The organism is Alloactinosynnema sp. L-07 (assembly GCF_900070365.1).
GTDB lineage: Bacteria > Actinomycetota > Actinomycetes > Mycobacteriales > Pseudonocardiaceae > Actinokineospora.
On record NZ_LN850107.1, the window covers coordinates 1,667,491 to 1,687,040 of the forward strand.

The 19,550-nt window shown below is 68.6% G+C and carries 13 protein-coding genes and 1 pseudogene; 5 read left to right on the forward strand and 9 right to left on the reverse strand.

Features of this window, described 5'->3' with window-relative positions; genetic code table 11:
* The first annotated feature begins 4 nt into the window (after window positions 1-4).
* Complete coding sequence (locus BN1701_RS07930; protein ID WP_054046934.1) at window positions 5-520, forward strand: DinB family protein; 516 nt, start codon at window positions 5-7, stop codon at window positions 518-520.
* 23 nt (window positions 521-543) lie between these two features.
* On the opposite strand, the gene BN1701_RS07935 is transcribed toward BN1701_RS07930, so the two are convergent.
* From BN1701_RS07935 to BN1701_RS07945, 3 genes and pseudogenes are all read right to left on the reverse strand, one after another.
* Window positions 544-1,353 carry a sulfite exporter TauE/SafE family protein gene (locus tag BN1701_RS07935; RefSeq protein WP_054046937.1) on the reverse strand — a complete coding sequence of 270 codons (810 nt, stop codon included), beginning with the start codon at window positions 1,351-1,353 and terminating at the stop codon, window positions 544-546.
* A 285-nt stretch (window positions 1,354-1,638) separates the two neighbouring features.
* Window positions 1,639-1,977: pseudogene (locus BN1701_RS37160) on the reverse strand (DUF488 family protein); the annotation flags it as partial.
* Between the two features lie 202 nt (window positions 1,978-2,179).
* Window positions 2,180-2,575, reverse strand: a complete 396-nt coding sequence (locus BN1701_RS07945) for a RidA family protein (RefSeq protein ID WP_054055707.1) — start codon at window positions 2,573-2,575, stop codon at window positions 2,180-2,182.
* Window positions 2,576-2,681: 106 nt separating this feature from the next.
* On the opposite strand from BN1701_RS07945, the gene BN1701_RS07950 reads away from it, so the two are divergent.
* Window positions 2,682-3,656 (forward strand): YafY family protein, encoded by a 975-nt coding sequence (locus BN1701_RS07950; RefSeq protein WP_054046939.1) that lies wholly within the window; start codon window positions 2,682-2,684, stop codon window positions 3,654-3,656.
* 34 nt (window positions 3,657-3,690) lie between these two features.
* On the opposite strand, the gene BN1701_RS07955 is transcribed toward BN1701_RS07950, so the two are convergent.
* The 5 genes from BN1701_RS07955 to BN1701_RS07975 all read right to left on the reverse strand — a co-directional run bounded on the left by BN1701_RS07955 (window position 3,691) and on the right by BN1701_RS07975 (window position 11,446).
* Window positions 3,691-4,983, reverse strand: coding sequence for an ABC transporter substrate-binding protein (locus tag BN1701_RS07955; protein WP_054046941.1), 1,293 nt, complete (start codon window positions 4,981-4,983; stop codon window positions 3,691-3,693).
* The gene (locus BN1701_RS07960; RefSeq protein WP_067521097.1) at window positions 4,980-6,074 is read right to left on the reverse strand and encodes a hypothetical protein; all 1,095 of its coding nucleotides are present in this window, start codon (window positions 6,072-6,074) and stop codon (window positions 4,980-4,982) included. Before BN1701_RS07960 ends, BN1701_RS07955 begins: the two co-directional genes overlap by 4 nt.
* Window positions 6,071-7,489 (reverse strand): VWA domain-containing protein, encoded by a 1,419-nt coding sequence (locus tag BN1701_RS07965; RefSeq protein ID WP_054046945.1) that lies wholly within the window; start codon window positions 7,487-7,489, stop codon window positions 6,071-6,073. Before BN1701_RS07965 ends, BN1701_RS07960 begins: the two co-directional genes overlap by 4 nt.
* A 28-nt stretch (window positions 7,490-7,517) precedes the next feature.
* Complete coding sequence (locus tag BN1701_RS07970) at window positions 7,518-9,623, reverse strand: serine/threonine-protein kinase (protein WP_231949528.1); 2,106 nt, start codon at window positions 9,621-9,623, stop codon at window positions 7,518-7,520.
* Between the two features lie 107 nt (window positions 9,624-9,730).
* Window positions 9,731-11,446, reverse strand: coding sequence for a serine protease (locus BN1701_RS07975; protein ID WP_082859707.1), 1,716 nt, complete (start codon window positions 11,444-11,446; stop codon window positions 9,731-9,733).
* A gap of 334 nt (window positions 11,447-11,780) precedes the next feature.
* Between BN1701_RS07975 and BN1701_RS07980 the strand changes: the two genes are divergently transcribed.
* Window positions 11,781-14,528 carry a DUF4082 domain-containing protein gene (locus BN1701_RS07980; RefSeq protein WP_054046951.1) on the forward strand — a complete coding sequence of 916 codons (2,748 nt, stop codon included), beginning with the start codon at window positions 11,781-11,783 and terminating at the stop codon, window positions 14,526-14,528.
* A gap of 441 nt (window positions 14,529-14,969) precedes the next feature.
* Entirely contained in the window at window positions 14,970-16,514 is a 1,545-nt protein-coding gene (locus BN1701_RS07985; protein ID WP_054046953.1) for a S8 family peptidase, read from the forward strand.
* A 56-nt stretch (window positions 16,515-16,570) separates the two neighbouring features.
* Here BN1701_RS07985 and BN1701_RS07990 read toward each other — a convergent pair whose 3' ends face one another.
* Window positions 16,571-17,464, reverse strand: a complete 894-nt coding sequence (locus BN1701_RS07990) for an XRE family transcriptional regulator (protein WP_231949529.1) — start codon at window positions 17,462-17,464, stop codon at window positions 16,571-16,573.
* A 287-nt stretch (window positions 17,465-17,751) separates the two neighbouring features.
* Here BN1701_RS07990 and BN1701_RS07995 point away from each other — a divergent pair, with 287 nt between their 5' ends.
* A complete protein-coding gene (locus tag BN1701_RS07995) occupies window positions 17,752-19,302 on the forward strand; it encodes a S8 family serine peptidase (protein WP_231949530.1) in 1,551 nt (516 codons plus the stop codon).
* Window positions 19,303-19,550 lie beyond the last annotated feature (248 nt).

Below are 19,550 nucleotides of genomic sequence, written 5' to 3' on the forward strand. Positions count from 1 at the left end.
CTTCGTGGACAAGGACGCCGTGCACGCCGACCTCGCCCGAGCCCGCGCCACCTTCCACCAACTTCTCGACAGCGCGAACCCGGACAGCCTCCGCCTGCCGACCAACGGCACCCGGTGGAACAACCAGCAGCTGCTGTTCCACATGCTTCTCGGCTACCTGATCATCCCGGCCTTGCTCACCCTGGCCCGCCTACTCGGCCGCCTTCCCGCAGGCGTCAGTCGCACCTATGCCCGTCTGCTCAACGCGGCCACCGCACCGTTCGACGCCGTCAACTACACCGCGGCCCGGCTCGCGGGCAACGTCCTGACACCGCACCGCATGGGCCGCATGTTCGACTGGATCACCGGGGTGCTCGACCGGATGATCGACCGAGCCACCGCCACCGACCTCGCCCGCGGCATGCACTACCCGACCAGGTGGGACCCGTTCTTCACCGACTTCATGACCGTGGCCGACATCTACCGGTTCCCCACCCAGCACTTCGACTTCCACCACCGGCAGCTGACCCTCGACCGATGACCACTGTGGACGGTCCCGCGCGCTCAGTGCCGGGCGAGCTTGACCGCCGAGATCAGCAGGATGGCGGCCAGCAGCGGGATCAGGACCAGGTCCGGGACGACGCCGAGCAGCAGCCCGCCGAGCAGTGCCCCGAAGACGGATCCGGCGGCCATAACCGCGGTGAAGCGCAGGTTGTGGCGCAGCACGACGAAGCTCTGGTCGCGGCTGTAGCGGGCGAAGGCGACGAGCATGGTGGGTAGGGAGACCAGCAGTGACAGGCTGCCCGCGAGCTTGATGTCCACGGCGTAGAGCAGGGTGATCGTGGGAATCAGCAGCTCACCCCCGGCCACTCCCATGATCGCGGCGACGACGCCGATGCCGAACCCGGCGGCGACCCCGGCCACCGCCCGAACCCCACCGGGCAGGTCGAGGGCGCCCACTGTGGCGGTGTGGGTGAGGATCAGGGCGGCGGCCATGCCGACCATGAGCACCGCCAGCACACGGTAGAGGGTGCTGGTCCGCATCCGCACCGCCCACGAGGCGCCTGCCCAGGCGCCGAGCAGGCTGCCCGCGAGCAGGTTGGCCGCGACCATCCAGTGCGCGCCCAGTTCGGCGGCCGGGACCGCGGCCAGGCGCGCGGGCAGGGCGGTGAGAACCACGATCAGGCTCATCGCCTTGTTCAGGATCACCGCGGCCAACGCGGCGAACCCGAACAGCCCGATCAGCAGCGGCAGTCGGAACTCCGCGCCGCCCAGGCCGATCATCCCGCCCAGCACCCCGACCGCGGCACCCGCGCCGAACACCAGCGGCACCGACGCCGATCCATGCGTGGCCCGCTCAATCGCGCCGGTCATCCGTCGACCACACCGTTACCTCCGCCTGCCGCTGTCCCTAGCGGACCGTACAGGGAGGGGTCGCGGCCTGGGAGCAACAAGCCCGCCGTCCAATTGGGTAACGCCGGGTCTTGTGATGCGGCGTAGCTGGCCGAGCGCGAGCCCAACCGCCCGCCCAAGATCGCGCGAGGTACCTCCGATAGCCGTCGCCGCGCGTCGTAGCCGGCCGCCGCCCGCCGCCGACCTCGGTGGCGACGACCCCCTACCGCACGTTCGCAGTCTGGACATGGCTGGACTGCGCATGGCTCAACCCGGGCGGAGGTCGGTGACCGCCAAGCCGAGTTCGGCGCGCAGGCGGTCGGCCACGAGCGAGCGGTGGCACGCCTCTGGATCGCGCTCGACGCAGAGTAGGGCGGTCACCGAGTCGCCCGGGAGCCGCGCCACGAGGGCGCCGAGGTCGAACGGGGCGAGGATCTCTCGGATGTAGCGCTTGGCGTACTCGGGCGCGAGCGTGACGCGGTTGCGCTTGCCCACCCCTTGCCGGTCGTCCTCGCGGTACTGGAGCAGGCGCAGTTCGGTCGTCGGCGCCAGCTCCTTCACGTGCCGGTAGCCGATGTCCGCTTCGGCCAGCGCGTGCTGGAGCCGCGCCGAGTTCGCCCAGGCGTACTCGGGTCCGCGGACGCCGCGGCGCTAGCGTAGGTCGAGTAGCAGGCGGACGTTCGCGCGCCGCAGTCGTTGCAGGAAGGACTCGCCGTCGAAGCCGTAGACGCCGATTGTCACCATTCTGAGCACCGGAAATCACCCGCCTGCCTGCTACTCGTACCGTTTCAACCGTAGGCGTCGAGCGTCACGCCACGGCGGTTCCCTCTAGCTCGACCATCAGGTCGGGGATCGCCAGCCGGGTCACCCCGAGCATCGTGGTGGCCGGTGCCACCCCGGCGGCACCCAGTCGCGACGCCAGCACGCCGTAGTGTTGGAAAAGCAGATCGACGTCGGTGGTGTAGACGTTGAGCCGGACGAGGTTCGCGAGGGACATACCGGCCTCGCCGAGCACGGCCTCCAGGTTGTCGAGGCTCAGCGCCAACTGCGCCGCCATGTCACCGGCGTGCTGGGGCTTGCCGTCGCCGCTCATCGCGGTCTGTCCGGCGCAGTACAGGGTCCTAGTGTGCCCGGAAACGATCTCACCCTGGTTGTACCCCAGCTCCGCCGACCACGGCCACGGGTTGACCGCCGTTCGCTCCATCGCCACATCAGCTCCAGTCGATTCCATCGGCATCTCCTTGGTCATGTTGGTGAGCCTCCCAGCCAATCACGACATCTTGTGTCGTGTATTCCGGTAAAGTCTTCGTATGCGCGCCGACCGGTTGGTCTCGCTGGTGCTGCTGCTGCGTCAGCACGGCAGGCTTTCCGCCGCCACGCTGGCCCGCGAGCTGGAGGTATCCACCCGCACCGTGCTGCGCGACATCGAGGCACTGTCCGCGGCAGGCGTCCCGGTCTACGCCGAACGCGGCAGGCACGGCGGGTTCGCGTTGTTGCCCGGCTTCCAGACCGAGCTCACCGGGCTGAACCACGACGAGGCACTCGCCCTGCTGGTCGCAGGCTCACGGCGCGGCGCGCAGGCGCTCGGCCTTGGCTCGGCGCTCGCTTCGGCCATGCGCAAGGTGGTTGACGCGCTACCCGAGAGCCATCGCAACACGGCGAGCGGCGCGGCCCAGCGTTTGCTCATCGACCCGGAGACCGACCTGCTCTCGCGCAGGCTGGTCACTGAGCAGGTGCCCGCGGGCCCATTGGCCGAGATCCGGCGCGCGGTGCTCGCCGGACACAAGCTGCGCATCCACTACGCGGCCGCGGACCAGACCCCGCAGTGGCGCACGGTGGACCCGATCGGCCTGGTCACCGTCCGCGACCATGGCTACTTGCTGGCCACGAGATCCGGGGCGGACCGCACCTACCGGCTGTCCCGGGTGCTGGCCGCCGAGGAACTCCCCGAACCCGCGGAGCGACCGGACCGGGTCGATCTGGACCGGGCCTGGCAGGAACGCAGCACGCGGTTCCGGACCGGCGGCGACCAGGTCGCCGTGCTGGTCCGGGTGAACCCGGCGCGGCGGGAGGAGTTGGTGGGCACCGCGCTGGCCGTCCGCACCGAGGAAACCGACGCGGACGGCTGGCTGCGGCTGGAGGTGACCTTCCAAGATTCACGACACGCCGAGTGGGCGCTGTGGCAGCTCGCCACGAACGCGGAAGCCCTGGCCCCACAGTGGTTGCGCACCTCCCTGCGCGACCGCGCCGCCGCGGTCGTCACCTGCTACGAAGTGTCGTCCTGAGCGGGCATTCAACCGGTTGGCATGCGGGACCTCATCATCCACAAGCGACAGTCAGCCATTGTTCGGTCGGCAGTTCGCCGCGGATCTTGTCGAGGTGCTGCAGCAGCGTGTCCAGTCGAGACGGGTCGCTCAGGTACTCAAGCACCGCGCGGTAGAAGGCGCCGCGCATGGCGGTGGGCATCAGGTCGGACGCGTCGAAGCACAGCGGGGCGGGCCCGGTCAGCTCGGCGGCGATGCGCTGGGCGATCTGGTCGCCGTACTCGGCAGGCCGCACCGCCGTGCTCGCCGAGTAGGCGTTCGCGGCGACCCACTCCCGCTGGGCCTGCTCGGAGACCAGGAATCTGATCAGCGCGCGCGCCTGTGGAGTGTTCTTGAAGACACCCGCGAGGTCGGCCGACACCGCGCGTGAGGCCGCGTGTGCGTCCTCGAACGGCGGCAGCAGGAAGAAATCGATGTCGGTGCCGCGGCGGGGCTTTGACTTGTGTCCGGCGTAGAAGCCGGGTATGAACGACGCTTGGTGCTCCATCATGCACCCTGGCCGGTCGCCGAACATCGGCTGGGCCGCGTCGCCGAACTCGGTCAGCAGTACGGCCTTCGGGCCGCCGCGAACGTGGCCAGGGGTGGTCACCACCGCGCCCCACGTCGTCCACGCCTGCCGGACCTGCGGCGATGTCCACGGCAGCCGCCCCGCCACCCATTTCTGGTAGACGTCCACACCGGACTGGTGCAGCAGAACGTCCTCGATCCAGTCCGTGCCGGGCCATCCTGACGTCGACTGTGCGGAAACACCCATGCACCACGGGCTTTCGCCTGCGGCCGCGAGGGCGGTGCTCAATGTCATCAGGTCTTGGAAGGTGTTGGGCCGCGGCCGCGGTGGGCGTTTGGTGTTGAACCAAACCAGGCCCTTGACGTTGGCTTGCACCGGAACCGCGTACAGCTTGTCCATTCCCGCCTTCGCCAACTGCTGCCACTGCGGGCTGTAGTCGGTGGTCCAGCTGTCGCCGACTATGTCGTCGAGCGGGGTCAGCTCGGCGCGATACCGAGCAAGGTCGCCGGGGCTGGGCAGCACGGCGATATCCGGCGGCGTGCCCTTCTGTACTTCGGACTCCAGCACCTGGCCGACCGCGGCCGTGCCGATGTATTCGACCTGGATGCCGGTCAGTTTCGTGAACGCTGCCAGCGCGCCGTCGAACCGCTCCTTCTCAGCGCCCGACCAGGACCCGAGGATCGTCACCTTGCCGTTGTCCGGTGCGGTCGCGCACCCGCCCAGCCCCGCGTTGGCCATCAGCACCAGCGTGAGGACGATCAGCGTAGGGATCCGGGTCATCGTGACCGATACCGATACTCGTCCATGCGGACATAGAGACCGGCCGCGATGGCGACCGCCGCCAGCGCCGCGGTGAGCGGGATGAGGAACGCGTAGCCGTCGTTGCCGCTGGCGGTCGCCGCGTGGTCAACGATCCTAGCTGACCCGTCGGTCGGCTTGGCCTGCGACGAGTCTGGGTGGCTCGTATGCCGGATGTCGAGGACGATCCTCTGCACGGTGCTGCCGCATTCTCCCGCCTCCGCAGCACATTGGGTGTCGATCAGGTCGGCGAGGACACGCTGGCCCCCGTTGTCGCGGGCGTCGGCCTGCTGCCGCCAGCTGTTGCTCAGTTCGCGTACGGTGTCACGGGTCGCGTCGAGGCGGCTGCCAGTGACGAGTGTGAGCGCCGCGACCACGCCCAAGCCGAGCACAAACAGGGTCGCCGCGACGAGACCGGCGTTGAGGGTCCGGCGGAATCGGCGCCGCAGGGAGACCTGGGTGGCGAGAAGGACTACCAGCAATCCGGTTCCTGGCGCCGCCCACAACAGCCATTCCAGTGCGGTGCCCGAGTCCACTTGGTCGTCCAGTGTGTCTATTTGCTGGTCCCGCAGCCGGTCGAGCAGAGCCAGCACGCCGTGCTCGGCGTGCAGCAGCCGCGACGCCGTCCACAGGTCACTCGCCCATGGCGCGGTCCGCTCGCTCTGCCGGAAGCTGGCCGCGGCCTGCTCGATCGAACTGGTGTAGGACACCAGCAGCCCGTCGACAAGCTCCAGCGTCGCGCTGTCGCCGTCGTCGCCGATGTCCTGCGCGGCCTGGGTCAGGTTCTGGCTGGCGATGGCGATCTGGCCGCGGTAGTCGTCGCCGGGGCCGGTGAGGTGCGCGGCGCCGGTGCTGAAGCTGGTGATCGCGGCCCGGTCGGCCTCGATCAGCGCGCCACGCGCGGCGGACACGGCGACGATCCCCGGTGCGGTGCTGGTGTTCACCGTGTTCGCGGTGTCCTGAGCACGGTTGAACGCCGCCATCGCGAACCACGCGGTCACCACGGTCAGCGCCAGCAGGGCATTGCGGAATCGGCGTAAGGACTGTCGCGTCGTGGTGGGCGGCGCTGTCATGGCGTGGCCAGCGGTTGGCCGCACTGAACGCACAGTGTGTCGGTGCCCGGCGAGATTCGTGCGCACACCGGGCAGGTGATATCCGGTGTGGGCGGGCCCTGCGCTGTGCCGGACTGGTGGTCGGGCCGCGGTGATTCGCTCCTGCTGGATTCATTCGACACAACCACCAGGGCGAGCACGTCGCCGTGCGAGAGGTTCGGCTTGACCCGCACGATTCCCTGCTCGACGTCGATCACGTCGACCACCCGGTCGATGCGCCCGCGGATCTCCGTGTTGCCCGATTCGTCGGCCAGCCGAATGGCTCGTCCCCACTCGCGGGCCGCGTCGTCGTGCCGTCCGGCGTTGAAAGCGTCGGCACCGGCGTTCACCGCCCGGTCCAACTCCGCCTGCCTCCGGTAGTGCGCGACGTCCGGGTCGACCAGGCTGAAGCGCTCTGGGTCCCGGGTCCAGTGCACGAGCACCGGTCGCGGCGCGGCGCAGCGGTCGGTATCGCCCGTGACAAGGTCGACCACGGCGACCTGCAGGTCCTCGGCCACTGGATCTGTGTCCTCGCGCGCTATCCGCAGCGTCACCTGGTAGTCGCGGCTCTCTCCACCCGCCCACGACCCGGTGGAGAACTCCCACACCAACCCCTCCTGGCGCGCGGGGCCCGCGGTGAAGTCCAACTCGCTGGGGTGCGTCTGTTTGAGCATGCTCAGTTCGGTCCCCGGCATCGCGGTCACCCTGATCCGCAGGTCCGGCACGGTCTTGGCCATCGCGGCCTCGGTCAGTGCGCTGAAGTCGGCGGCCAACTCGGCGTCGGAGCGCACCGCGTCGGCGGATCCCCGCAATGCGGTGACGATGCGCCGGAGCTCATGAGGGTCCCAACCCTCGCCGATTCCCCGTGCGTCGCAGACGAAGTTTCCAGCGCACGAGGTGAGAACCCGGTCGAGTTCGGCCGCGGTCTCGTGCTCGTTCCTGCCGTCGGTGAGGAGCAGGGCGTGCCGAACCGCGTCCGGGTAGGCGGTGAACAGGTCGCGCGCCATGGACAGCCATGACCCCATCGCCGTGCCGCCGCTGGCGACGATGGCGGACACCTCGCGCTTGGCCTGCGCCTTGGTGATCTTGTCGGCTATCGCCATTCCCGTGGCGGGATAGCACATCCTGGCGTGCGACGTTCCCTCGATGATGGCGAAGTAGGTGCCGTCGCGCAGCACGTCGATCGCGGCCGCGGCCGCCCGCCGGGCCGCGGCGATCTTCGTCGGCGGCATGGACATGGAGTCGGAGCAGTCGAGCAGGATCGCCTGCGCCGCGACGGCGGAACGGTCCTCGATATCGACCGCGGTGACGCGGAGGATCGCGTCCATCGTGGTGGTTTCCGCTGCCAGGTAGTGGTTCTGGCTCACGGTGAGTCCGAAGGCAGGCGGGGACGTCATCGGGTGCTCCCTGTCGTGTCGATGGCGATCACCACACCGTGTGCGGGCGCACGGAGTTCGCGTGGTCGACCAGCACGTCGTGGTCTCGACGGCTCTGGGCTTGGCTGGCCAGCCGCCGATACGAGCTCTCCATGAGTTCTCGCAGTCCGCGCTCTGTCGCCGGTTCGCCGAGCACGACGCCACCCCGCACACCTGACAGCGGCCCGCTGTTCGCCCTGTGCAGCGCGGCCTCGCGCACCATCGCCGTCAGCCGGACCCGCACCGGGCCCTCCCGCTCGCCGCCGTCGAGCGAGCGCAGTTTGCCGAGTCGGGCGACGGCATCGGTGAGGTCGGCGTCGCTCGGCAGCCCGCCGTCGTCCGAGAGCCGACCGCACAGCACAGTGATCGCGGCGATCCTGGCCGCCTCGGCGTGCGGGGAGGTGTCGATCACCCCGGCCAGCACCGCGACCGCGGCGGCCCGGTCCGCGCGGGCCAGGCTGATTCTGGCCAGGCCGAACGCCGCGCCCGCCTGCTGCTTGTTCCGCGCCCATACCGCTTGGTAGAACGCCTCGGCCTCGGCGCGGTCGCCGACCCGCTCGGCGCACAGCCCCAGCGCCAGTTTGGGTGCCTCCTCGCCGGGCAGATCCCGGTACACCTCGACGAACTCGGCCCTCGCAGCATCGACGGCGCCTCTGGCCAGCGCGATCAGGCCCCGGTGCCAGACGATGCGCCAGTCGAACTCAGGATGATCGAGCAGACAGCGGGCGTTGGCCAGTTGTTTGTCGGCGCCATCGAGGTCGTCGATGGCGATGGCGGCCCGGCTGGCACGGAGGTGAATCTCCACGGATGCTCGGCCGCTGGTGACGATTCTGGTGACTGTCCCCGCCGGATTGGTGGCGCTGAGGGTGGCGAGGAACGCCGCGCCCGGATCGTCGGCCATGACCAGTGGGACCGCCAACCCGGCCGCGATTGCCCCCGGTGTGGGAAGTCCGTGGGCGAGCACGTCGGCGACGTCGGGAGTCCCGCTGATCCAGCGCAAGAGGGACGGAGCGGTGCCAAGGCCCGCGTCCAGCAGCGTCGCCTGCTCGTCGAACACCGTGGACGGCATCGGCGGCACCGCGTCGCCGCGCAGCGCGACGATCTCCCGCAGCACCCCGGTGAGCTGGTCGACCATCTGCTTCGCCGAGGCGAACCGCCGGTGGTAGTCGGCCATCGCGCGCTCGTAGACGAGCCGCAGGGAGCGTAGGGCGACCGACCGCGAGCCCGCGCGGTTATCGGCGAGTGCTTCGTCGGTGACCTGGTAGAGCACCTCCAGCGTCTTGCCGACGGTGTGCAGATCCGACCGGACGGTGTACCCGTGCGCCGCGACCTCGTCGGCCGAGACCCGGTAGCCGTCGGTGCCGACCGAGACGCTGTCCCGGTCATCGATGCCGCGGACGGCGCCGAGGTCGATCACCTTGAGCCTGCTCGTGCCGCGGATCGCGTTGCCCGGCTTCATATCGCAGTACAGCAGGCCGACACCATGCAGGTAGTCGAGCGCGGTGAGGATCTCCAGGACGTAGGAGATCACGTACTCCGGAGTCATCCTGCCGTGCTCGGACAGCCACGACGACCCGACCTTGAGTTCGGCGAGGGTCGGTCCGCCGACGTGCTCCATCACGATGTAGTCCAGCGGGTCGCCGGACACCGGGTCAGGATGCTTGACGAAGTCGAAGATGCGCACCACGTTCGGGTGGTCGAGCGTGGTGAGCGCGATCCGTTCGTTGACCGCGAGTTCGCGCGCCTTGCGGTCCTGGGTGTTGATTAGTCCTTTAAGGACGACGGGTCGGTCGAGGTGCAGGTCGCGGGCGAGGTATACCCAGCCGAACCCGCCGCGGGCCAGCGGGCCATCGACCCGGTACCTGTCGTGGACCTGGTCTCCCTTGGCGAGCTTGAGCGAGAAGGAGAACCTGCGGCCGCACTGGCAGAACCCGTCGGCGAGCCCAGGCTGGCCGCGGTAGGAGCGGCCGACCGGTGCGCCGCACTCGCAGTAGCGGTGCTCCTCGGCGAGTCCGCCCTCGGTCAGCACCAGGTTCGACGGGTCGCTGAGCGCCAGTTCCGGCAGTGACACCAGGCTGCCCGCGATCCACGTGCCGCTGCCGGTTGTGCGGGTCACAGTCGGCTCCGGCGGCGGCGCCGACTCAGACAGCGGCCGCCGCTTGCACGTGCCGCAAAAGCCGGTGTCCATCACGGTTCCGGGGCAGTTCGGTCGATTGCACGCCGTCACCGGCCGCCTCCCGCCGAGACCGCGGCCTGGTACTCCCCGACCAGTCGCGCCGCGGCCGCCAGGTCGCACGGACCGCGCCAGAGCGCGTCGTTCGCCCGCCGGTAGGGCAGATCGAGCGCGACCGTCTCAGCGAGGCCGAGATCGGCGGCCATCGCGTGGTAGGCATCCAACCGCGCGCGCAGCTCGCGCCGACGCTCCAGCATCGCGGTCAGCCTGCCCTCGAACCTCACCAGTCGCCGCGCCGCGCGGTCAGCCGACGCCTCAAGGTCGTCCAACTCGGCCGCGACGCGCGCATCCAGCGGCGCGAGGTCGACGATGCGCTTGTCCTGCGGTTCCGCGTCCCTACCCGATTCAGTGGCGACGTGCGTGTCCTGTGCGGAGCGGCGCAGCGCCGACAGGCGCAGCCGCAGGACGACCGCGCGCCCGCGCAGGTCAGGCACGCCGACGATCCGTGCGGCCACGTCGTCTCGTCGCCGCAGCAGAGGTTCCTCTCGGTCGGAGACCTCGGCGATCAGCGCGGCCAGGTCGTCGAGCCTGCGGCGCAGCACGTCCGGATGGTCGTCGGGCATGTCCTGATGCGGCCACAGACCGCGGGCGAGGGCCCATGCGGGCGAGCTGTCCCGGCGAAACTCCAGTAGCAGCCGCACTCCGCTGTCGGCCAACGGTTTCAGCAGGTCGCGCAGGAGCAGTTCCGGCGCGGCGGAATCATCGACCCCGGCCACCACCAGCGTCAACGACATCCCGCGCCACATGTCGGCCGATGCGCCGAACCGGTCCACGATCCGCTCACGCAGCGCGTGGACCGTCTTCCCGGTCGCGTCCACCGCGAGATCGACGCTGCCGACCGGCGGTACGGCGCCCTCGATGGACTCGTCGACCGTCGGCGGCCGCATCTCCCGGTCGGCATGCATGATCATCCTGCGCAGCCCGGACGACGCCGACGATCCCGGCTCGCCGGTGCGCAGCAGCCGCACCCGCGGCCCGCCCTTTCGGGAGAACCACGACGCGATCCCGCGGGCGAGGCCGACATCGATCCGCGACTCCGGCCCTACCGCCAACTCCTGGTCGACGGCCGCCGACCCGGCCACGCAGTCGACTATCCCGCCCTGGTACCGCAGGATCGTCTCCACCGGCAACATCCATGACACGTTCCCCGGGTGCGTGCGATATTCGCTCACCACCATCCCGACGACCCACCCGGTCTCGTGGTCGGTGACAGCTGATCCGCTGAATCCCCTGGTGACCCTGGTGTCGTCGGTGGGGGAGTCCAACTGGATCCACTCGCCGTCCGGTCCACCGGGCCCGGCCATGACCGGCTGCGCCCAGACGCCGGGTAGCTCCGCCCCGTCGGGAAACCCGAACACGCGCACTCGTCGTCCCCAGCTCGGCAGCCGCCGCAACGGCGCGCCCGGCACCTGCGGCCCGCCGCTGTCCAGATCGAGCAACACGACGTCACCACGTCCGTCCTCGTGCACCGGCACCCAGCACCCTTCGGCCACCCTGGCGGTGACCGACGGTGTCCCCGCCATCCCCACGAACTCGACAACGACCTTGGCGTCCGGGATCTCGACACGGTCACCGACCACGTGCGCGCAGGTCAGCACCTGTCTGGTGCACACCACCAAGCCCGCTCCCCGCACGATGCCGTAGGCGTCCCGAATGCGCACCCGCCAGCGCTCGTCGGCGGGCGCGGGCGGACCCGGTGATGACACGGCTCGGTCGCTTCCCCTCGTGGACCAGTCGAGCGATCACCATACGGTGAGTAGGCGATCAGTCGCTAGAAGTTGGCGACTTTCCTCGCCCCCACGTCACCGCGCTGGACCCGAGACCGGCGACCACCACAGGAAGGGTGTCGGCCAACCAAGATCAAGTGTGCGGCTGCGTACGGTATCGGTCGAAAATGCGTTTACGTCATCGGGTGGAATTCTTCGACCGACCGGGTGACGTACCCAATGGGGAGTGATCGCCGGGAGTAAGGTCGCGTGCATGGCTTCTGATCAACCGGGCGGTTCACCCTCTTCCGGCCAGAGCCCGCGGGCTGCCGCCGTGCACAGTATCTGGTCGTCATCCGACACTCCGGCAGTCATATCCGACCCCGACACCGAGCCGCTCGAACTGGGTGTCAAATTCACCGCCGACGTCCCCGGATTCGTCACCGGCGTGCGCTTCTACAAGGGCGCGGGCAACGGCGGCCAGCACACCGGGTCGCTCTGGTCGACTGGCGGCACCCGGCTGGCCAGCGCGATCTTCACCAACGAGACCGCCACCGGCTGGCAAACGGTCACGTTCCCCACGCCGGTGCCGATCGAAGCCAATAAGACCTACATCGCCTCGTACTTCGCGCCGCAAAGCCACTACAGCGTGACATATGACTTCTTCGGCGTCGGTAGGGACAACCCGCCACTGCACGCACCGGCCTCGGTTGTCGACAACCCCAACGGAGTCTTTCGCTACGCGGCCACGAGCGGATTCCCCACCTTTTCTCACGCCCGCTCGAATTACTGGGTGGACGTGGTATTCGAGCCCGGAACGCTACCTCCGCCGCCACCACCACTCGACCAGGGCTTCGGCGGGCCGATCCTGTTGGTGAAATCCGACGCGCGGCCGTTCAGCAAGTATTACAGCGAGATCCTGCGCGCCGAAGGCATCAACTCCTTCACCACGGTCGACCTGTCCGCGGTCACCGCCGCGGTCCTGAACCAGCACGACGTGGTCATCCTGGGCGAGATCCCCCTCACCAGTGCCCAGGTCACGGTGTTCAGCACCTGGGTGAACGCGGGCGGCAACCTCATCGCCATGCGGCCGGACAAGAAACTGGCGGCGCTGCTCGGCCTGACCGACCAGGGCACCACCCTCGACGAGGGCTACCTGCTCATCAGCACCGCCGCCGCGCCGGGTACCGGACTGCCGAACCAGACCATGCAGTACCACGGCGTGGCCGACCGCTACACCGCACAGAGCGGGACCACGACGGTCGCCCGGCTCTACAGCACCGCCACGTCGGCGACCACGAATCCCGCTGTCACCCTGCGCGCCGTGGGGAGCAACGGCGGCCAGGCTGTCGCGTTCACCTACGACCTCGCCCGCTCGATCGTGCTGACCCGGCAGGGAAACCCGGCCTGGGTCGGGGATGAACGGGACGACGATCCGCCGCTGCGCCCAGTGGACCTCTTCTTCGGGGCGAAGCCCGGCGACGTCAAACCGGACTGGGTCGACTTCAACAAGGTCGCCATCCCGCAGGCCGACGAACAGCAGCGCCTGCTCGGCAACATCATCAACTTCGTCAACCACGACCGCAAGCCGATCCCCAAGCTGTGGTACCTGCCCAAGGGCCTCAAGGCCGCGGTGGTCATGGCGCTCGACGACCACGGCACCGCGACCGGAACCCGCGACTACTTCGACGTGTTGAAAGCCAACAGCCCGCCCGGTGGCTCGCTGGACCACTGGGAATGCCTCCGGGCCACGTCGTGGATGTACGTCACGGGCACGACGATGACCGACGCGCAGGCGGCGGCCTACGCCGCGGAGGGCTTCGACCTCGGCATCCACGTGGACACCGGGTGCGCCAACTGGACCCCGGTCTCGCTGGAGGCGACGTTCCACTCGGAACTGCGGGCATTCGCCGACAGGTTCCCCAGCCTGCCGCCCCAGACCGGCAGCCGGACCCATTGCATCGCCTGGAGCGACTGGGCGACTCAGCCGAAGGTCGAGCTGAGCAAGGGCATCCGAATGGACATGAACTACTACTACGCGCCGTTCTGGTGGGTTCAGAACAGGCCCGGCCTGTTCACCGGCACCGGCCTGCCGATGCGCTTCGCCGACCTCGACGGCACGATGATCGACGTGTACCAGGTGTGCACACAGTTGGTGGATGAGAACGGCGTGACGTACCCGCAAGGCATCGACACCATGCTGAACCGGGCCATCGGCTCGGAGGGGTACTACGGCGTCTTCGGCACCCACTACTACCTCGCGGACAACTTCGGCGCGAAGGTCATCACCTCGGCCAAGGCTCGCGGCGTGCCGATCATCACGGCGAACCAAATTCTCGACTGGACCGACGGCCGCAACGCGTCCCACTTCTCTCAGATCGCCTGGGCAGGCAACAGCCTCACCTTCACCGCCGTGGTCGACGGCCGGACCAACGGGATGCTCCGTGGGATGTTGCCGGTGCAGTCGACCAAGGGTTCTCTCACCGCCATCACGAGGGGCGGCGCGAACGTCGCGTTCACGCGGGAGACCATCAAGGGCCTCACCTACGCCCTGTTCCCGGTGGCCGACGGCAACTACAGCGCGGCCTATACGCCGCACACCTTCCCGGCCTCGTTCCACTCGGCCTCGGTGGTGCCCGGCAACATCACCGCGAACGACACGTCGGCGGGCGAACTCGGCTTCAAGTTCACCCCCGCCGTCGCCGGCCGTGTCACCGCCGTTAAATTCTACAAAGGACCGCAGAACACCGGCACACACTCGGTCAGCGTGTGGTCGGCGGGCGGCACCCTCCTGGCGACGGCCACCGCGACCAACGAGACCCCCACCGGCTGGCAGACCGTGCAGCTCCCCACCCCGGTCAACGTCGTCGCGGGCACCACCTACATCGCCTCGTACTTCTGCCCGATGGGCCACTATTCGTACGACTACGAGTACTTCGCGAACGCCCGCACCAGCGGCCCGCTCACCGCGTTGTCCTCCATCGGCAGCGGCGGCAACGGCGTCTACAACTTCGGCCACGCGTTCCCCGACAAGACCTACCGCGACCTCAGCTACTGGGTCGACATCGTCTTCACTCCGTAGGGCACACGAACAACCTGCTACCGAGTCCCCAATCAGCACAACGGAACGCAACGGGCCCGACGAAGCACAACGGAACGCAACGGGCCCAACGAAACGGCCTGTTCGGGTGGTTCGCCTTGATTTGGGGGAAATGGGCCTAAAATCGCGGTGCGGGTGAGGTTCCTTGAGCTCGCCTTTTGACCCGCACAGGCCCATTTCTAGGGGCCCCAAATCAAGGCGAACCACCCGAACAGGCACCAACAGCCCATGGCCGCATAGAAAACCAGGCCATCGGCCGCAGGTCCGCGTCCGGCGTCGATCGGTCTGGATATCCCTGAACGACATTGACGCCGCGAACCTCCCTTCTCTAGCGTCAAAGCCAGTTGCCAACGTCCGGCAGCAGGGGCGGCTTACCTCGCGTGTGGGTTGGTTCCCGCACGTGCCGTCCTGAGAAGAGGGATCGTGACAATCTCCCGTGCCCGAACGAAGCTGGTGCTGGCCGCCGCCGTCGTCATGACGTGTGCCAGCCCAGCGATCGCCGAGCCGCCGACCGGCACCGTCGCCCAAGTGCCCTCCGGCGCGGAGGTGATCGCCAACAGCTACATCGTGCAGCTCCGTCCAGAGACGCGGAACTCGATCGACTCGGTGGCCAATGACGTCGCCGCGAGCCACGGCGGCACCGTCCGCACCGTATACAGCGCGGCTTTGCAGGGTTTCGCCGTCCAGGCCGACCCCACGACCGCGGCTCGAATCGCGGCCGACCCCAGGGTCGCGCGCGTCGAACCCGACACCATGGTCGAGATCGCGGGCACCCAGCCGAACGCTCCCTGGCACCTGGATCGAATCGACCAGCGCGCACTCCCACTGTCCACAACCTACACGTATCCGAACACCGCTCAGGGCGTCAACGTGTACATAGTGGACACAGGAATTCTGATCTCACACCAGGAGTTCGAGGGCCGCGCCCGCTACGCACGCGACACCGTGGACGACGACACCGACGGCACCGACTGTCACGGCCACGGCACCCATGTGGCTGGAATCGCGGGCGCCCGCACCTGGGGCGTCGCCAAGGGTGTGACGTTGCACGCCGTCCGCGTTCTGCCATGCACCGGTAGCGGCCCCAAATCGGACGTGATCGAGGGTATCGACTGGCTCACCGCGAACGCGGTCAAGCCCGCCATCGTGAACATGAGCCTGCGCGGCTCGCCGTCGGACATCGAGGACACGGCGGTACGCAACTCCATCGCGACCGGACTCACCTACATCGCGGGAGCGGGCAACGACGCGGGCGACGCCTGTGGCTATTCCCCTGGCCGGATGCCAGAGGTCGTCACCGTCGGCAACACCACCCGCACCGATGCCCGCTACACCGGCACGCAAGGTTCGAATTTCGGTGCGTGCCTGGACCTTTTCGCGCCCGGAACCGCCGTGACGTCCGCCTGGAACGATTCGGACACCGCGACCTTCACCGGGACCGGAACCTCGATGGCGTCCCCGGTCGTGGCCGGGGCAGCGGCACTGTATCTGGCCGCTCACCCCGCGGCGACCCCCGCGCAGATCCACGATGCTCTGGTGGGGTGCGCGACGACCAATGTGGTCGGCAACCCCGGATCGGGCTCTCCCAACCGACTGCTCTTCCTTCCCTGCGGCGCCGCAACCGATCCGAGGACATTCGAGAACACAACCGACGTGACGATTCCCGACTGGGGCACGGCGGAGAGCCCGGTCACGGTTTCCGGGCTGACCGGGAACGCGTCGACGCTGTCCGTGACGGTCAATGTCCGTCATCCGTACCGCGGCGACCTGAGGCTGTCCCTGATCGCCCCGGACGGCACCGAGTACCCGATAAAGGCCCCTGATGTGGCTGACCCGGCGGATGACGTCACTGGCACGTTCCAGGTGGACGGGTCAGCCGAGTCCGCCAACGGGACTTGGCGGCTCAGGATCGCCGACGTCTACGGCTTCCACAGCGGAACCCTCGACAAGTGGAGCCTTACCGTCTAAATGGACCCCCGGGGGGTGGGTGAAACCGGGGGCGGTCCACTGTGGCCGCCCCCGGGTCACCGCCATTTCCAGGTGATGCCGTACTGACCGGGCACGGGGTCCAACGCGATGTACTGCGCCATGGGTGTCGCGCTGTCCAACGAGATCTCCTGAACTGTCTTGGACGGCAGCGTGCTGCGTGGCTGCCAGAATGTTTGGCAGCTGGTGGGCAGCTTCCTCGGGTCGAAGAAGACCTGCATGATCAAGTCTCGGGTCGGCCGACGCACCGCGAGTTCCACGTGTCGGTCGACCTGCCCCGGCGGAAAGCGCAGCGCGAACTCCACCGCGGCCAGTTCCCCCGCGCGCAGCGGCCGATCCAGGATGAACTCGAAGACGCAGGTCGCGCTGGGCACGTCGGCTCGGAAGCGGGCCGGACTGCAGCCCTCGGCATGGGTGACCACGGGCGGCTTGGGCAGCGTGCTGCACCGGGTGGCGAACAGTACCCGCCTGGTGTCGTCGCGGTCGGCGCGGATCAGCCTGCGAACCCGCAAAGACTCCTCGTGTCCTTCGGCGTCGACACGGTAGGACATGTGCTGGGACACCTTGAGTGGCGAGCTGAGGTCATCAGGATGTGCGTCTACTTTGGACATCGCGCGGTGCAGGGCGTCCGGCGCCTTCCATAGCTTGTCGTAGGACACGTCCGCGCCCGCTCTTGGCACCCAGCCCCCGCGCGGGCGGCGCGGCCCGATCAGGGCGACGAGACTGCCAGACGGTTGCCCGAGAATCTCCTCCAGCGCGCCGACGGCGACAATCGACTGGGCGCGCTCAGGCTGGTTGTCGCCGTTCTGCCAATAGCTGAGCGTGCTCGGGCTGACCGGCGTGCCGTGCTCGCGCAGTCGCGCTGAGATCTCCTCCAGGCTGAGCCTGCTGTGCTGGATCGCACCCCGGAGGATAATGTGAAACTCGCTCATGGTTGTGGTGGCTGGAGCGTCCATTGGCGTGCCTCGTTCCGCTGGGTTCCTGCACAGCACGGATCAGCAGGCGCCGGAAGTACAGCGCCGTTATGTCATCGCGTGCATTCTCCTGGCTGTTACCGAGCATTGACAATCACCGGGCGACGTTTCTAGTATCGAATCTCCGGCAAGCGCGGGCGGGATAGTGCCCGCGCCCGGTTCGAGGGGCGGCGCTGTCAAGCGGCCGTCCGTGTTCTGGTGAATCCACGAGCGGCGGTCGCGCACGCCCATCGTGAGGAGCACCCGTGAAACCCCCGCACAGAACGGCAAGCGCGCTGCTGGCCGTCATGCTCACCGTGCTGGCCGTACCGCAGGCGACCGCCAGGCCCACCCTGCAGAGCACCCTGGTCCAGGCACCGCCGGGCGCAGTCGTCATCCCTGGTAGCTACGTGGTCACCTTGCACACAAACCCAATCGCACGTCGCCCGGCCGGGACGGCCGCGGCCGACCTGTCGAAGCGTCACGGTGGATCGGTGAAGCGCGTCTACTCCGCGGCCCTGAACGGTTACGCCGCGCGGATGACCGCCGCCGAAGCGGCCAACCTCTCCCGTGATCCGCTGGTCGCCCGGGTTGAGCCGGACACGGTGGTCACCGCCGACGAGGCCGCAGCGCCGTGGAACCTGGATCGAATCGACCAGCGGGCACTGCCCCTGTCGACGACTTACGACCATCCGTCGGTCGCGGCCGGGGTCAACGTGTACGTCGTGGACACCGGTGTCCGGATATCGCACGAGGAGTTCGGTGGGCGCGCCCGCAATGCTTGGGACTTCTATGAGAACGATGCCATCGCCCAGGACTGCAACGGCCATGGCACGCACGTCGCGGGCACTGTCGGCGGGACCACGTGGGGCCCGGCGAAGGGCGCGACCCTGCACGCGGTGCGGGTGCTCGACTGCGACGGCAACGGCAGCAACTCCGACATCATCGCCGCGATCGACTGGCTCACCGCGAACGCGGTCAAGCCCTCGGTGGTGAACATGAGCCTCAGTAGCGTGGCCGACTCGACCAAGGACACCGCGGTCCGCAACTCGACCGCGGCGGGCTTGGTCTACACCGTGACCGCCGGGAACCTAGGCGCCAGTGCCTGCGACCGGTCCCCGGCCCGCGTTTCCGAGGCCATCACGGTGGCCAATTCGACAAGGACGGACGCCCGCTACACCGGTAACGGCCCGTCGAGCTATGGCACCTGCGTCGACCTCTTCGCGCCCGGCACCGAGATCGTCTCCGCCGCGCATGGCAACGACACCGCGACGACCACCAAGACCGGGACGTCGATGGCGGCGCCGCTGGTGGCGGGCGCGGCGGCGCTGTACCTGGCGGCTCATCCCTCCGCGACCCCCCGTGAGGTGCATGACGCGATGGTGGGCTGTGCGACCACCGGAGTGATCAGCAACCCGGGGACAGGATCCCCGAACCGGCTGCTCTTCGTCCCCTGTGGCACCGTGAGCGAACCCAAGGTGTTCGAGAATGGCACTGACGTCGCGATTCCCGACTGGTCCACTGTGGACAGCCCGATCACGGTGACCGGCGTCGCGGGCAGCGCCCCGACCGCGTTGTCCGTCGCGATGCGCATCGTTCACCCATACCGCGGCGATCTGGCGGTAGCGCTGATCGCCCCGGATGGGTCCGCCTACCCGCTGAAGGCGGTCCAGATATCCGATCCGGCCGACGACGTGTCCGAGACCTACACGGTGGACGCGTCGGCCGAGCTCGCCAACGGGACATGGCGGCTGCGGGTGACCGACGCGTACGGGTTCCACACCGGGTCGATCGACCGATGGAGCCTCTCGTTCTGAGCGGTTCGGGTTGACGGGCGGGCGGACCGGAACGGGTCCGCCCGCCCGTCATCGTTGGAGGGCGCACACCTGACCGCCGGTCGCCAGAGTTATCCAGTCTGCGGGGTGCGGGTTCGTTGACGCTTGATTTCCACGTATTACTGTCAATCCAGTCCCATGTTGACCGACTGTGACGCCCATTTAGTCGGGTGGTCGCCGGGAAAGGAGGCTGTTCTCCACAACGATCGTCCCGTGCCACATTCTCCCCG

Excerpts from the sequence above, each read along its gene's own strand:
- BN1701_RS07935 (WP_054046937.1), bottom strand. The coding sequence starts at position 1,353 with ATGACCGGCGCGATTGAGCGGGCCACGCATGGATCGGCGTCGGTGCCG.
- BN1701_RS07945 (WP_054055707.1), bottom strand. The coding sequence starts at position 2,575 with ATGGAGCGAACGGCGGTCAACCCGTGGCCGTGGTCGGCGGAGCTGGGG.
- BN1701_RS07950 (WP_054046939.1), top strand. The coding sequence starts at position 2,682 with ATGCGCGCCGACCGGTTGGTCTCGCTGGTGCTGCTGCTGCGTCAGCAC.
- BN1701_RS07955 (WP_054046941.1), bottom strand. The coding sequence starts at position 4,983 with ATGACCCGGATCCCTACGCTGATCGTCCTCACGCTGGTGCTGATGGCC.
- BN1701_RS07960 (WP_067521097.1), bottom strand. The coding sequence starts at position 6,074 with ATGACAGCGCCGCCCACCACGACGCGACAGTCCTTACGCCGATTCCGC.
- BN1701_RS07965 (WP_054046945.1), bottom strand. The coding sequence starts at position 7,489 with ATGACGTCCCCGCCTGCCTTCGGACTCACCGTGAGCCAGAACCACTAC.
- BN1701_RS07990 (WP_231949529.1), bottom strand. The coding sequence starts at position 17,464 with ATGAGCGAGTTTCACATTATCCTCCGGGGTGCGATCCAGCACAGCAGG.